The organism is Fictibacillus sp. 5RED26 (assembly GCF_015903895.1).
Taxonomy (GTDB): domain Bacteria; phylum Bacillota; class Bacilli; order Bacillales; family Fictibacillaceae; genus Fictibacillus; species Fictibacillus phosphorivorans.
Genome location: NZ_JACZDU010000001.1, coordinates 1,167,471 through 1,182,842 on the forward strand (window position 1 = coordinate 1,167,471; position 15,372 = coordinate 1,182,842).

At 40.0% G+C, this 15,372-nt stretch carries 15 protein-coding genes; all 15 read left to right on the forward strand.

The features are described from left to right. Complete coding sequence (locus IHV10_RS06130; protein ID WP_197127766.1) at positions 1–744, forward strand: ClpP family protease; 744 nt, start codon at positions 1–3, stop codon at positions 742–744. Next, a complete protein-coding gene (locus IHV10_RS06135; RefSeq protein ID WP_197127767.1) occupies positions 741–950 on the forward strand; it encodes a YlzJ-like family protein in 210 nt (69 codons plus the stop codon). Before IHV10_RS06130 ends, IHV10_RS06135 begins: the two co-directional genes overlap by 4 nt. A 119-nt stretch (positions 951–1,069) precedes the next feature. Further along, positions 1,070–3,430 carry a DNA translocase FtsK gene (locus IHV10_RS06140; RefSeq protein ID WP_197127768.1) on the forward strand — a complete coding sequence of 787 codons (2,361 nt, stop codon included), beginning with the start codon at positions 1,070–1,072 and terminating at the stop codon, positions 3,428–3,430. A 196-nt stretch (positions 3,431–3,626) separates the two neighbouring features. Beyond that, positions 3,627–4,352 (forward strand): GntR family transcriptional regulator, encoded by a 726-nt coding sequence (locus IHV10_RS06145; protein WP_197127769.1) that lies wholly within the window; start codon positions 3,627–3,629, stop codon positions 4,350–4,352. Positions 4,353–4,442: 90 nt separating this feature from the next. Beyond that, positions 4,443–5,510, forward strand: coding sequence for a BMP family lipoprotein (locus IHV10_RS06150; protein ID WP_305069412.1), 1,068 nt, complete (start codon positions 4,443–4,445; stop codon positions 5,508–5,510). A gap of 82 nt (positions 5,511–5,592) precedes the next feature. After that, positions 5,593–7,119, forward strand: coding sequence for an ABC transporter ATP-binding protein (locus IHV10_RS06155; RefSeq protein WP_197127770.1), 1,527 nt, complete (start codon positions 5,593–5,595; stop codon positions 7,117–7,119). Further along, positions 7,109–8,161, forward strand: a complete 1,053-nt coding sequence (locus IHV10_RS06160) for an ABC transporter permease (RefSeq protein ID WP_197127771.1) — start codon at positions 7,109–7,111, stop codon at positions 8,159–8,161. Before IHV10_RS06155 ends, IHV10_RS06160 begins: the two co-directional genes overlap by 11 nt. Further along, complete coding sequence (locus tag IHV10_RS06165) at positions 8,161–9,123, forward strand: ABC transporter permease (protein WP_197127772.1); 963 nt, start codon at positions 8,161–8,163, stop codon at positions 9,121–9,123. Before IHV10_RS06160 ends, IHV10_RS06165 begins: the two co-directional genes overlap by 1 nt. 113 nt (positions 9,124–9,236) lie before the next feature. Beyond that, on the forward strand, positions 9,237–10,541 hold the full coding sequence (yfmF, locus tag IHV10_RS06170) for an EF-P 5-aminopentanol modification-associated protein YfmF (RefSeq protein WP_197127773.1): 1,305 nt from the start codon (positions 9,237–9,239) through the stop codon (positions 10,539–10,541). Beyond that, a complete protein-coding gene (gene yfmH / locus IHV10_RS06175) occupies positions 10,522–11,811 on the forward strand; it encodes an EF-P 5-aminopentanol modification-associated protein YfmH (protein WP_197127774.1) in 1,290 nt (429 codons plus the stop codon). Before yfmF ends, yfmH begins: the two co-directional genes overlap by 20 nt. A gap of 59 nt (positions 11,812–11,870) precedes the next feature. Beyond that, positions 11,871–12,599 carry an elongation factor P 5-aminopentanone reductase gene (ymfI, locus tag IHV10_RS06180; protein WP_197128222.1) on the forward strand — a complete coding sequence of 243 codons (729 nt, stop codon included), beginning with the start codon at positions 11,871–11,873 and terminating at the stop codon, positions 12,597–12,599. Positions 12,600–12,668: 69 nt separating this feature from the next. Further along, entirely contained in the window at positions 12,669–12,926 is a 258-nt protein-coding gene (locus IHV10_RS06185; RefSeq protein ID WP_066393818.1) for a DUF3243 domain-containing protein, read from the forward strand. A 134-nt stretch (positions 12,927–13,060) separates the two neighbouring features. Further along, a complete protein-coding gene (locus IHV10_RS06190) occupies positions 13,061–13,837 on the forward strand; it encodes a DUF3388 domain-containing protein (protein ID WP_066393823.1) in 777 nt (258 codons plus the stop codon). Positions 13,838–13,855: 18 nt separating this feature from the next. Then, complete coding sequence (locus IHV10_RS06195) at positions 13,856–14,722, forward strand: helix-turn-helix domain-containing protein (RefSeq protein WP_197127775.1); 867 nt, start codon at positions 13,856–13,858, stop codon at positions 14,720–14,722. Positions 14,723–14,764: 42 nt separating this feature from the next. Beyond that, positions 14,765–15,343, forward strand: coding sequence for a CDP-diacylglycerol--glycerol-3-phosphate 3-phosphatidyltransferase (pgsA, locus tag IHV10_RS06200; RefSeq protein ID WP_066393829.1), 579 nt, complete (start codon positions 14,765–14,767; stop codon positions 15,341–15,343). Positions 15,344–15,372 lie beyond the last annotated feature (29 nt).

Below are 15,372 nucleotides of genomic sequence, written 5' to 3' on the forward strand. Positions count from 1 at the left end.
ATGGATCAGACACCAGAAACAGAAGCACCACAAACAGATGCACCATCAAAGAAGGACGAAAGCTCAGGACTTATTCAGAAGATACAGTCGCTAGGACAGACGAACGTTCCCACAATGGAAGGCTCAAGCATACATTGTTTGACGATTGTAGGTCAGATCGAAGGACATATGCAGCTTCCTCCTAACAACAAAGCGACCAAATACGAACATTTGATACCGCAATTAGTAGCCATTGAACAGAATCATAAGATCGAAGGGCTACTTGTAATCTTGAACACAGTTGGTGGAGATGTGGAAGCTGGCCTTGCTATCTCTGAGATGATCGCCTCTCTTTCAAAGCCAAGTGTATCCCTCGTATTAGGAGGAGGACATTCCATAGGAGTTCCAATAGCGGTAAGCGCTAATTATTCGTTCATCGCACCAACGGCTACCATGACGATCCATCCGGTTCGATTAACAGGTCTGGTCATTGGGGTGCCGCAAACGTTTGAGTATTTAGATAAGATGCAGGACCGTGTGATCTCTTTCGTAACGAGCCATTCAGATATCACGGAAGAGCGATTTAAAGAACTGATGTTTTCTAAAGGGAACCTGACACGAGATATTGGTACGAATGTCATTGGAACAGATGCGGTGAGTGATGGACTCATAAACGCAGTAGGCGGAGTGGGTCAAGCGATCAAGAAGTTGAATGAGTTGATCGAAGCGAACAAAAAAGAAGAGGATAAAGGGTTGCCGCAATGATCTGGTATACGATGCAGCCTTTTGAATTGATGTTTCCGGAAGAAGGAAACGAACCGTCGGCGCAGAATGTAATACTTTATAATAATGTCCCTGTCCTCGTAGAACGTATCGGTGATGAGAAAAGAATCGTTCAGATCATGAGCACAGATCCTTCTCATTTTTTACTAGAAGACTGTCAACCTGGAATGGTGCTGCGAAATTTTTAAAAAAGTCATCTAAGAATTATGCTATACTATTTTAAAGCAGCCTTCTGATTTGCAGGGCTGCTTTTCTTTCTATTTTTGTTCATACATACATAATATTGCATGCTAGTGAGGTGAAAAAAATGGCAAAAAACAAAAAAAAGAAAGCTAAAAATAAAGGCAGATGGAAAGAGCAGCTGACGTTTGAGATTGCAGGACTCACCATCCTCGCATTATCATCTCTAGCACTTGCTAAGATGGGTAATGTAGGAATGGCATTTGTTCATCTACTGCGATTCTTTAGTGGAGAATGGTACGGTATACTTCTGCTTGCTTGTATATTATTATCTTTTTATTTGATATGGAAAAGAAGCTGGCCGGTCTTGGTATCCAAAAAATTAACAGGTGTGTATATACTCTTCTTCTCATTTCTAGTATTGAGCCACCTAACCTTGTTTGAACATTTAACGAACGGTGGGGAATGGAAAGACGCTTCTGTTATAAGAAACACTTGGGATCTGTATTGGATGCAGCTTCAAGGGGAAACCTCAACCAACGATATTGGCGGGGGACTTGTAGGATCTATCGGTTTTGCTCTATTTTATTTTTTGTTTGGAGCTGGTGGAACAAAGCTTGTCATCTTCTTTTTAATAATAGGGAGCCTTTTGTTGATCTCGGGTAAATCGTTATCCGTTCTTCTTCAGAAACTAGTCGATACATCCAGTTCAGCAACTTCTAAAATGAAAGAATACATACAAGAAAAGAAAACGTCACTTGCTGAAGAAAGAACAAAAAAAATAAAAGAAAAGAAAAATTTAACGCCGGCAACTGTAGATGATGAAGAAGATACGGAAGAGATCATCATCTCTGAAGATCCAGTAATTGAAGATTTTACAAAAAGGGTTCAACAAACAGAGAGCGGCGTTCAGTTGAAATTTGCTCCTCAGGTGTACGGTGAGAATGAAGAAAAAGAAGATGTAAAGGATGCTAGAGGGTCTGAAGATGAGCCGACACCTTCACCTTTACCTGTTAATTTTGGTGATGAAGTAATCCAGAACGAACATTATCAGCTTCCGACGATGAAACATCTTAGAACGCCTCAAAATAGTGGTCAGCACAAAGACAAGCAATATGCTGCAAGCAAGAGCAACGCGAAGAAACTTGAAAAAACGTTTGAAAGCTTTGGGGTAAAAGCAAAAGTTCTTAAAGTTCACCTGGGACCGGCCGTTACAAAGTATGAAGTGTACCCAGATGTAGGTGTTAAAGTAAGTAAGATTGTTAATTTATCAGATGACTTGGCTCTTGCATTAGCAGCTAAAGATATACGGATCGAAGCACCGATACCAGGAAAATCAGCTGTTGGAATCGAGGTGCCCAATCAGGAGATCTCGATGGTAACATTAAGAGAAGTGCTGGAGGCACCACAATTCTCTGGACAACAATCACCACTCGCTATCGGTCTAGGAAGAGATATCTCAGGTGAACCGATCATCGCAGATCTTTCTAAGATGCCTCACTTACTTGTGGCAGGAGCAACCGGAAGCGGTAAAAGTGTGTGTGTAAACGGCATTATTACGAGTATTCTAATGAGAGCTAAACCACACGAAGTGAAAATGATGATGATTGATCCAAAGATGGTGGAATTAAATATGTATAACGGGATACCACATCTCTTGGCGCCAGTCGTCACTGAACCGAAGAAGGCAGCTCAAGCATTAAAAAGAGTGGTCTCTGAGATGGAGCGTAGGTATGAGCTATTTTCCCATAGCGGTACACGAAACATCGAAGGTTACAATGAATCGATAAGAAAACAAAATGCTAAAGGTGATGCAAAACAGCCTTTTTTACCTTATATCGTAGTTATAGTTGATGAACTAGCTGATTTGATGATGGTTGCTTCAGGTGACGTAGAGGATGCGATCACTCGTCTTGCTCAGATGGCTCGAGCAGCAGGGATTCACTTAATTATTGCGACACAGCGTCCGTCTGTTGATGTAATAACAGGTGTTATTAAAGCGAACATTCCGTCACGAATTGCGTTTAGTGTTTCTTCACAAACTGACTCTAGAACGATACTTGATATGGGAGGGGCAGAGAAGCTTTTAGGGAGAGGAGATATGTTGTTCTTCCCTTCAGGAGCATCAAAACCCGTTCGCGTTCAAGGGGCGTTTCTATCAGATGAAGAAGTAGAAGCGATCGTAGATCACTGTGTGACACAGCAAAGAGCTCAATACCAAGCAGAGATGATTCCTACTGAAGAAGCAGAACCTGCGGTCATGGAGTCTGAAGATGACCTGTTTGGTGACGCTGTAAGATTAGTCGTTGATATGCAGACAGCTTCAGTTTCTATGCTTCAAAGAAGATTTCGCATCGGTTATTCAAGGGCGGCAAGATTAATCGACTCGATGGAATCGAAAGGAATCGTAGGACCCTATGAGGGATCCAAACCTCGTGAAGTGCTGATATCTGCTATGCCGGACGAAAAAGAAGCTTCTAGTTCATAGGTCATAGGAAAACGGGCTCATACGGGCTCGTTTTCCTTTTTTGTTGGAATTTAATTCAATTTATGTAAAATCCAAAGAATACCTATTAAAAATTTGTAAAAATAGTATTTATTTATAGAAATAAAAATGGTATAGTAATGTCGATTCTACTAATAATTTGTCATACGTCGAACAACTTAGTTAAGGTGGTTTTGGAATGTCAATAAAGGCTGACCATCGCTTGTTATATATAAAAGTGATTGAAAAGTTAAAAAAAGATATTGAAGAAGGTATTTATAAAGAAGGAGAAAAACTTCCTTCTGAGTTTGAACTATCAAAACAGCTTGGAATCTCAAGAGCTACACTGCGTGAGGCGCTTCGTATTTTAGAAGATGAAAACGTACTCATTCGAAAACATGGTGTGGGTACTTTTGTAAGAACTCGTGCTTTGTTCTCATCTGGCATTGAAGAACTTTACAGTGTGACCGATATGATAGAAAGAGGCGGCAAACGCGCTGGGACTATTTTCCTAAAGTCCCAGATGACTGACGTTACAGAAGAACTACTTAGCAAGTTTAACGATTCATTGCCTGAAGGACTCATGATGATGGAGCGTGTCCGTACTGCAGATGGTGAACCAGTCGTTTTTTGTATTGATCATATGCCAGCGCACCTTTTCCCTGCAAAAGGATTGCACGATTATGAATCATTCTTAGAGATGTTGGAAAAAGAAACGGGTAGACGTGTTATGTATGCGGTAACAAACATTGAACCGATCGGATATCACGAAAGAGTTTCTGAAATATTGGAAAGCGATGAACGCGTTCCACTCCTCATCTTAAAACAAATGCATTACGATCAATTTGATGAACCTGTACTCTATTCTTGCAACTATTTTAGATCTGATAAGTTTTTGTTCTCTGTTTTAAGAAAGCGCTTATAGTTAAAGTCTTTTTTAGGGGGTGATCGGTACTTTATTTTGCAGCATTGGTTTTAGTCATTAAAATGAAAACACTTACAGGGGGAAAATGACTTGAAAAAGAAATTAGGATTAATGGTAACTGCAATGTTAACTGCCGGTACGATTCTTGCCGGATGTGGATCTTCTGATGACGGGAAGTCTTCTGACGGAGGAGAGAAAAAAGACTTTAAAGTAGCGATGGTAACAGACACTGGCGGTGTAGACGATAAGTCTTTCAACCAGTCAGCTTGGGAAGGTCTAACAAAGTTTGGTAAAGATAATAGTTTAGAAGAGAGCAAAGGATACAAGTACTTGCAATCTACTGCACAAAGTGATTACAAGCCGAACCTAAACTCACTTATTCGTCAAAAATACGATGTAGTTTTTGGAATCGGATTCTTGATGGGAACTGATGTAGAAACAGTAGCGAAACAACAGCCTGATGCAAAACTTGCAATCGTTGATATGGTTGTTAAAGGTGATAACGTAGCGAATATTACTTTCTCTGAACATGAAGGTTCGTTCTTAGTAGGTCTAGTTGCTGGTATGCAATCTAAATCGAACAAAGTAGGATTCGTTGGTGGTGTTAACAGTGAACTGATCAAGAAGTTTGAAAATGGATTTAAAGCGGGAGTTCTAACAGCGAACCCTAAAGCTGAAGTTCTTGTTCAATATGCAGAAGACTTCAACAAAGCTGAAAAAGGACAACAGATCGCGAACACGTTCTATCAACAAGGTGCTGATGTAATCTATCATGCTGCTGGTGGAACAGGTATGGGTGTGTTCACTGAAGCGAAGAACCGTAAGAAAAACGGTGAAGATGTTTGGGTAATCGGAGTTGACCGTGACCAACACGAAGAAGGTATGCCTGAGAACGTAACACTTACTTCAATGGTAAAACGTGTAGACCAAGCAGTTTACGAAGTTTCTGAACAAGCGATGAACGGTAAGTTCCCAGGTGGGAAAATCGTAGAATTCGGTCTTAAAGAAGATGGAGTAGGTATCGCTCCAACTCAAGAGAACGTTGAAGAGAAATCACTTCAATCTGTAGAAGATTTCAAAAAGAAAATCATCGCTGGCGAAGTGAAAGTTCCTAAGACAGACGCTGAATTTGAAGAGTTCAAGAAGAACTTAAAATAATTCAAGTGAAACAAGTTAAATAATTGGCCAGGACTTGGCATAAGCCAAGTCCTTCCTTATGCAATAAGGGGGGAGCAAGAATATGGAATATGTAATCGATATGCGCAACATCCGAAAAGAATTCCCTGGAATCGTCGCGAATGATAACATCACGCTTCAAGTAAAAAAAGGGGAGATCCATGCATTACTAGGAGAGAATGGTGCAGGAAAATCAACGTTAATGAATGTTTTGTTCGGTCTTTACGAACCTGAACAAGGGGAGATCTTCGTAAAAGGAAATAAAGTGGTGAACAATGATCCGAATATTGCCAACTCGCTTGGTATTGGGATGGTTCATCAGCACTTTATGCTCGTTGATAAGTTTACTGTTACCGAAAATATCATTCTTGGAAAAGAACCTACTAAAGGCGGAAGAGTAGATTTACAAACAGCTGCAAAAGAAGTACAAGCTCTTTCAGATCAATATGGACTTCGTGTAGATCCTAACGCAAAGATTGAAGATATTTCAGTTGGTATGCAGCAACGTGTAGAAATTTTGAAAACGCTTTATAGAGGAGCGGATATTCTCATTTTTGATGAGCCGACAGCCGTTTTAACTCCTCAAGAAATCGTAGAACTTATTCAGATCATGAAAAAGCTTGTTAATGAAGGCAAGTCTATCATCCTTATCACTCATAAATTAAAAGAGATCATGGAAGTTTGTGACCGCTGTACGGTTATAAGAAGAGGGAGAGGCGTTGGTACGGTAGACGTTAGCGATTCTAACCCTGATTCTTTGGCAGCGATGATGGTTGGTCGTGAAGTAAACTTTAAAGTTGAAAAAAATGATGCTGTTCCTAAAGAGGCTGTATTGAAGATTAAAGATCTTGTCGTTCAGGATAGCAGAAAGGTGCCTGCGGTTAACGGTCTGAACTTAACTGTTCATGCTGGGGAGATTGTTGGAATCGCAGGCGTTGACGGAAACGGACAATCTGAACTATTAGAAGCAATCACAGGTCTTCATAAAGTTCACGAAGGATCTATACATCTGCGTGATAAAGAGATTACGAATAAGTCTCCTCGAAATGTTACAGAGAACGGTCTGAGTCATATTCCGCAAGATAGGCATAAACATGGGCTTGTATTGGACTTTTCAGTAGGAGAGAACATGGTACTCCAAACGTATTATCAAAAGCCATATTCTAAGTCTGGAATTTTAAACTTTAAACCGATTTTTGATAAAGCGAAAAAATTGATCGAAGAATACGATGTTCGTACACCTGATGCTTATACGCCAGCACGTGCACTATCCGGTGGGAATCAGCAAAAAGCGATCATCGCTAGAGAAGTTGACCGTGATCCGGACTTTTTGATCGCCGCTCAGCCAACTCGCGGTCTTGATGTTGGGGCGATTGAATTCATTCATTCCAAGCTGATCGAACAAAGGGATAATGGAAAAGCGGTTCTGCTTGTTTCTTTTGAGTTGGAAGAGATCATCAACGTGAGTGACCGAATCGCAGTGATGTATGAAGGAAAGATCGTTGCGATCGTAAATCCGAAAGAAACAACAGAACAAGAATTGGGTCTACTGATGGCTGGAGGAAAGAGAGGTACCGTTCATGCAGAATAATACAAAGAAAATAAAATTTATAGTGCCTCTTATTTCTGTATTTCTAGGTCTATTGATTGGTGGCATCATCATGCTGATCAGCGGATATAAGCCGATTGAAGCTTATGTAGCGCTTTTTCAAGGTATTTTTGGTGGATCATATTATATAGGTGAAACAATTAGGCAGATGTCACCTCTTATCTTGTCAGGACTTGCTGTTGCATTTGCGTTTAGAACCGGATTATTTAATATCGGAGTAGAAGGACAGCTTTTAGTCGGTTGGTTAGCTGCTGTTTATGTAGGGATTTTTGTTGATGCCCCGGCGATCATTCATATTCCACTCGCTGTACTTGCTGCAGGTGTTGCCGGTGCATTATGGGGATCTGTTCCTGGTATTTTAAAAGCGCGCTTTAAAGTTCATGAAGTTATTACAACGATTATGATGAACTATATCGCACTTTATAGCACAAATGAAATCATCCGTAATTTTATGCTTGCTCCGGGTGAGCGAACGGAGAACGTAAAAGAATCTGCTTCTCTTGCTTCACCGTTTTTACAAAGTATTACTGAATTTTCGACATTGCATTTTGGAATCATTGTAGCGATCGTTGCAGCAGTAATCATGTGGTTCTTATTATGGAGAACAACATTAGGTTATGAACTACGTGCTGTAGGTTTCAATCAGCATGCATCTCAGTACGCTGGAATCAACGTTTCGAAAAACATCGTTCTATCCATGGCGATCTCAGGAGCATTCGCAGGGATTGCAGGAAGTATGGAAGGATTAGGTACGTATCAATACATGACGATCAATGCCGGATTTACCGGTGTAGGATTTGATGGGATCGCCGTTGCACTTTTAGGTGCGAACAGTGCGATCGGTGTTATTTTAGGTGCTGCACTATTCGGCGGACTAAAGATTGGTGCCCTGAACATGCAAGCTATTGCAGGTGTTCCAACTGAACTTGTAGGTGTTGTAATTGCTCTAATCATCTTCTTTGTAGCGTGCAGCTATCTTGTTCATTGGTTGATGAACCGTGTGAACAGAGGAGGTAAGATCTGATGAGTTTTATGGATATTCTAGCACTAATCATACCTGCTGCAATCGTGTCTGCTGCTCCTTTAATCTTTACCGCTCTAGGTGGCGTTTTTAGTGAACGGTCTGGAGTTGTAAATATCGGATTAGAAGGTCTCATGCTTTTTGGTGCTTTTACAGGAGCCGTAACGATCTATTACGGAGAACAGTTCGGATTAGATGGTGCAGCACCATGGGTCAGTTTTGTTGTAGCTATGATCGTAGGAGCACTATTTGCATCTATTCATGCCGTTGCAAGTATCTCGTTAAAAGCGGACCAAGTTGTTAGTGGAGTTGCAATCAACTTCTTGGCGGCTGGACTCGCGATCTTCTTAACGAAAAAAATCTTTAATGCAGGACAAACACCTGTTATTTCAGAACGTATCTCAAAAAGTGACATTCCGTTCTTATCAGATATTCCGATAATCGGTAAACTATTTTTCTCAAATGCGTATCTGACTTCTTATCTAGCAGTATTTGTAGCCCTAATCGTGTGGTATGTTCTTTACAAAACCCCATTTGGTCTTCGCCTTCGTTCAGTAGGTGAACACCCGATGGCTGCAGATACGATGGGAATCAATGTTAAAAAGATGCGTTATGTCGGAGTTCTGTTGAGTGGTGCTCTAGCTGGTCTAGGTGGAGCTGTTTATGTAGCTTCTATCTCAGGTAACTTCACGCACTCTACGATCACAGGACAAGGCTTCATGGCTCTAGCTGCCATGATCTTTGGTAAATGGCATCCACTTGGAGCTTTAGGAGCTGCTTTATTCTTTGGACTAGCACAAGCGATCAGTATCTCTGGCGCACAGATTCCAGGTCTTCAAGATATTCCAAAAGTATTTCTGCTGATCGCACCATACGTTCTTACGATATTAGCTTTAGCTGGACTTGTAGGACGTGCGGATGCGCCGAAAGCTCTTGGTACACCTTACGAAAAAGGAAAAAGGTAACAAAAAAGTCCGCCATTCGGTGGACTTTTTTTGTTTTACAAGGAGGAATGTCATGTCAGGTATCGAAAATGGGTAAACTAGGATGTAGACATAATGAAAGGGGTACTTATTCAATGGGAATTGTTAATCATAAAAAAACCAATCTCCACGGCATGACTGTACATACGATCGAAACAAAAAAGTATAAGACCACATCGTTCATACTTCAGGTAAAAGAACCGATCAACGAAAAGAATGTAACAAAGCGAGCTCTGCTTGCTTATGTTTTACAGAGCGGAACGAAGGATTTTCCTTCTTCAAAAGAGTTGAGAAGTGCTTTGGATGATCTTTATGGAGCTACATTGAATGCTGATCTTTCTAAAAAAGGTGAGAATCAAGTGATCAGTATTCGGATGGAGGTAGCGAACGAGAAATTTTTATCCAATTCAGAACCTGTTCTAGATAAAGCCTTCCATCTATTATCTCAAGTTCTTCTAGCGCCACCTTTAGAAGGTGACGTGTTTAAAGAGGGAATTGTAAAAAAAGAAAAACGCAGTCTGAAACAACAGATCGAATCGATCTATGATGACAAGATGCGTTATGCAAACAAACGACTGTTAGAAGAGATGTATGACACAGAGCCATACCGGTTAAATGTGTATGGAAACGGTGATGAAGTGGATTCGATAACATCAAAAGAGCTGTATGATTATTATCAAGAAGTGATTAGAAACGATAAAATCGATCTTTATGTGATCGGTGATATTTCAACAGATGAGATGGTTGATAAGGTTAGTAAGCATTTTCGTTTTTCGAAAGATAGAAAAGAAGATGAGACTAAAGCTGTGAATGCTAGAGATGAAAAAAGAATCTCTGAAGTTAAAGAAATCTTTGAAGAACAGGATGTACAACAAGGAAAGCTGCACATGGGTTATCGCACGTATACCACTTATGCAGATGATGATTATTTCGCTCTACAAGTGTTTAACGGTATTTTCGGAGGCTTTTCTCATTCCAAGTTGTTCATGAACGTTCGTGAAAAAGAAAGTTTGGCTTATTATGCAGCTTCTCGGTTCGAGAGCCATAAAGGAGCTGTTTTTGTAATGAGCGGAATTGAGACTGCCAATTACGAAAAAGCTGTAAAAATTATTAAAGAACAACATGAAGAAATGAAAAAGGGTAACATCACGGACTCTGAATTTGAACAGACGAAAGCGATGATTAACAACCAAGTGTTAGAGACGATCGACCATCCGATCGGTCTATCGGAAGTACTATATCATAATGTTGTTGCAGGGACAGATCGCTCCATCGAAGAGTGGCTGGAAGGAATAAAGAAAGTAACAAAAGACGATGTGGTTGCAGTAGCAAAAAAAGTAACACTTGATACGATTTTCTTCTTGAAGGGAGCTGGCACGAATGGGAATGAAAACGTTTGATCAATTAGATGAAACCCTGCACTATGAAGAACTGCCGAACGGGTTAAAGGTATATGTTCTTGAAAAGAAAGGATTTAACAAGACATACGCTACGTTTACGACTCATTATGGATCTGTGGATAATCACTTTAAACCATTAGGTAAAGATGAAAATGTCAAAGTTCCTGATGGAATCGCACATTTTCTGGAGCACAAACTTTTTGAAAAAGAGCATGGAGATGTTTTTCAAGATTTTAGTAAACAAGGTGCTTCTGCCAACGCGTTCACGACATTTAACAGAACCGCTTATCTGTTTTCGACAACCGGTGATGTGAAGAAGAACTTAACCACTTTGATCGACTTCGTACAAGAACCATATTTTACAGAAAAGACGGTCGAGAAAGAAAAAGGAATCATCGGTCAAGAGATCAGAATGTACGATGATAACCCGGATTGGCGCGTTTATTTTGGCCTGATTGAAAATATGTATCACCATCATCCGGTCAAGATCGATATCGCTGGAACAGAAAAATCCATCGCTAAGATTACAAAAGATGATCTTTATGAATGTTATGAGACGTTTTATCACCCTAGCAACATGATTCTTTTTATCGTAGGGCCAATAGATGCTAAAGAAATTTTAAATTTCGTTAAAGACAATCAATCACAAAAATCGTTTAAGGAAAAAGAACACATCGAAAGATTTTTTGATGAGGAGCCACAAACGGTCGCAAAATCAAAGAAAGTCATCGAGATGACGGTGCAGACGCCGAAATGCTATATGGGTTATAAAGAAGCTACTCCTAATCGCCAAGGAAAAGAGTTGATGAAACATGAACTAAGTGTCAACCTTCTTCTAGAAATGATGTTCGGGAAAAGCTCGCCGAATTATGAAACATTGTATGAAGAAGGGTTGATCGACCAGACGTTCTCTTTTGATTACACAGAAGAAAATGGATTTGGATTCAGCATGCTCGGAGGAGATACTCGTTCTCCAGATGGATTCGTTGAAAGAATCTCTGGGATGGTTGAAGCCTTTAAACAACAGTCGATCGATGAAGGTTCATTTAATCGTGCTCGTAAAAAGAAGATCGGTGCTTTTTTAAGATCATTGAACTCACCGGAGTTTATTGCAAATCAGTTCACTCGCTATGCGTTCAATGAAATGGACCTTTTTGATGTGATTCCGGTTTTCGAATCACTTACAGTTCCCGATGTTGAAGAAGTCTTACAGAATCACTTTAAAAAAGAAGCGATGACCGTTTGCCAAGTTCAAAAAAAGAAGTCATAATAAATGAAAAAAAAACATCCTGCTGAGGTAGGGTGTTTTTTTAGAGCAATGAGGGATTAATATTGAAAAATGCGCTTGTCACAGGAGCATCCGGAGCAATCGGGAGCGAGATCAGCCATATGTTGGCATCAAATGGTTGTGGATTATACCTTCACTACAACACCAATCTAAGTGCAGCAGAAAAGCTGCAGAAAGAATTAAAGGATAAATACGGAGTACCTGTCTTTATCGTGTCTGCTGACCTGTCTAAAGCAGAGGGACCAAAAGAATTGTTGAATCAAATTCAAGAGCCCATCGATGTGTTCGTTTTTAATTGTGGTTCTGCTCAATTTGGTCTACTCACTGATTTTACTGAACAATCCATAACAGAGACGATGCAGTTGCACCTTTTAAGTGCGATCTCACTAACAAAAGCCATTGTTCCTAACATGATTCAGAAAAAATCAGGAAAGATCGTCATGATCTCTTCTGTTTGGGGAGAAGTAGGTGCTGCGTGTGAAACTGTATACTCTGCTGCAAAAGGAGGGTTGAATACGTTTGTTAAAGCACTGTCAAAAGAATTAGCTCCTAGTCACATTCAAGTGAATGGTGTTTCTCCTGGGGTCATCTCGACGCCAATGATGGATCAGTTTTCAGACGAGGAGAAGCGTATGTTAACTGAGGACATACCTGCAGGACGTTTTGGAGAACCACGTGAAGTTGCTCATGCTGTTGAATTTTTAATGAGCGAAAAAGCAGACTATATCTCCGGTCACATCCTTTCTATAAACGGATCGTGGTTTACTTAAAAAAACATGTATAAAAAGAGTGAAACTAAGAGATATTAATGCTGTATCAACCTTGAAGGAGGAGACAGCATGTCTGTATTAGACAACTTTGGTCAATGGAAAGATTTCTTGGCAGAGCGTTTAAATCACGCGGAACACGAAGGTATGAACCACGATACGATCTCGAACTTAGCAACGGAGATCGGTGGATACTTAGCGAACCACGTTGAACCAAAAAACGAGGAAGAAAAAGTTCTTGCCGATCTTTGGAAAGTGGCTGATGAAAACGAAAGACACGCCATCGCTAACATGATGGTAAAGCTAGTTCAAAACGACGGTAGCCGCTAAATGGTGAAGGATGTTAAGAATTTTTTCTTAACATCCTTTTATTTTGCTTTCATAATAAATTGAAATCATTTATTATTAGAAACAAGAATAGATGTAGAATTTTGTTTCATTTTGAAAGAATAAGGAGATGAATTATGGGAGAGCAAGAATGGTATTTAGAGTATGAGATACATAAAAACCGGCCGGGTCTCCTAGGGGATATATCTTCCTTATTAGGTATGCTTGGAATTAACATCGTCACGATTAACGGTGTTGATAACGAGCGACGTGGAATGCTTCTGATCATTGATAACGAAGAAAAGATCAACCGGCTTCAATCGATCTTAGATTCAATGGATAACATTACAGTAACCAAGTTTCGAAAACCGAAGCTTCGCGATCGTCTCGCTGTAAGACACGGCAGATATATTGAACGCGACGCTGACGATAAGAAAACGTTTCGTTTTATTAGAGATGAACTTGGTATATTAGTTGACTTTTTAGCTGAATTATATAAAGTTGAAGGACATAAATTAATCGGCGTTAGAGGCATGCCGCGTGTGGGGAAAACTGAGAGTATCGTTGCATCCAGTGTTTGTGCGAATAAACGTTGGGTCTTTATTTCATCGACGTTATTACGTCAGACCGTTAGGAGCATGCTAGCGGATGATGAATACGATTCTGACCACGTTTTTATTATTGATGGTGCAGTCTCAGCACGTAATATGAATGATAAGCATTGGCAGCTCATACGAGAGATCATGAGGCTTCCTGCAGCGAAAGTTGTGGAACATCCTGATCTTTTTGTTCAGCAAACGGAATATACACTTGATGATTTTGACTACATTATCGAGCTAAAAAGTCATCGTGATGAAGAAATTACATATGAAGCTCTGAAACAAGATCAAACAGGATTCGGAAATTTAGAATGACGTAAGTAGGTGGGAAGGTTGACAGAACTCGGTAAGTTATTAAAAGAAAAACGTGAAGAAAAAGGAATGTCACTCGAAGAACTTCAAACAGCGACAAAGATACAAAAACGATATCTAGTAGCGATTGAAGAAGGAAAGTATGAAGTACTTCCTGGATCGTTTTATGCTCGAGCGTTTATTAAAAATTATTGTGAAGCTGTAGGTTTGCATTATGAGACCATCTTTGATGAATATTCTCATGAGATTCCAAAATCGGCAAAAGAACCGACAACAGAGTTCGAACCCCGTTCAAAAAGAGAGAGATCCGGAGTATCAGAAGACCATTCACTTTTAAAGAGATTGATTCCAATCATACTTATTGGAATCTTAATCGTGGTTGTTCTCTTTGTCGTTTGGAAGCTTCTTCCTGATGGGAATGATCAAGCTAAGAGCGGGAATGATGCGCCAGGTGTTTTATTAGATGCAGATGAAAACAAACCACAGAAAAAAGAAGAAACAAAAAAAGACAAAGAAGATTCTACTGAAGAAAAAGATTCTGAAGCTCCAAAAGAAGAAGTGAAACAACAAACGTTAACAAAGCTTGAAACGATCGGAAAAGTAACGACTTATGATCTGAAAGATACGGATAAACTCGTTGTAGAGCTTAGCGCAAATGGTCCTAGTTACGTAGGTATTCAAGATGAGACGAAGAAAAGCTATTTCGATAACCAGATGAAAAAGGGTCAAACAGAAACTTTTGATCTATCTTCTGCAAAAGAGGTAACACTAAATATTGGCGCGTCTCATGTAACATCTATTAAGATCAATGGGGAAGCATTCACATATCCTGTCCCTGCTACTGATCTGATCCATCAAAAAATCGTGATTCGTAAGGCTCAACAATAGTTATAACAAAATTGATTTTGACCGTATTTTGGAGGAATTTCATTGAACTTACCTAATAAGATTACCATTTCTAGAATTTTTTTAATTCCACTCTTTATGATCGTTCTTTTAGGCGATTTTGATTGGGGAGTCTGGAAAATTGCTGGTGAAGAATTGCCTGTCACTCATTTTGTTGCTGCGCTGATCTTTATCTTTGCATCCAGCACCGATTGGGTTGACGGCTATTATGCACGAAAATATAATCTCGTTACGAATTTGGGGAAATTCTTGGACCCATTAGCAGACAAGCTACTCGTTTCGGCTGCACTTGTAGGATTAGTTGAACTTGGAGCTGCTCCTGCATGGATGGTTATCGTTATCCTTAGCCGAGAGTTTGCTGTTACAGGCATCCGTGCTGTTGCTTCAGCAGAAGGCGAGGTCATTGCAGCAGGACAGATGGGCAAGCTGAAGATGTGGATTCAAATTATTGCGATCTCCGCGTTGTTGCTTCATAATCTTCCATTTGCATGGATCGGATTACCATTTGCAACGATCAGTCTTTGGGCAGCAACACTCATTACCTTGTATTCTGGCTGGGAGTATTTCGTGAACAGCAAACATATTCTATTAAAATCAAAGTAATCCAGAATGAAGAAAAAACAGGAGCAGAT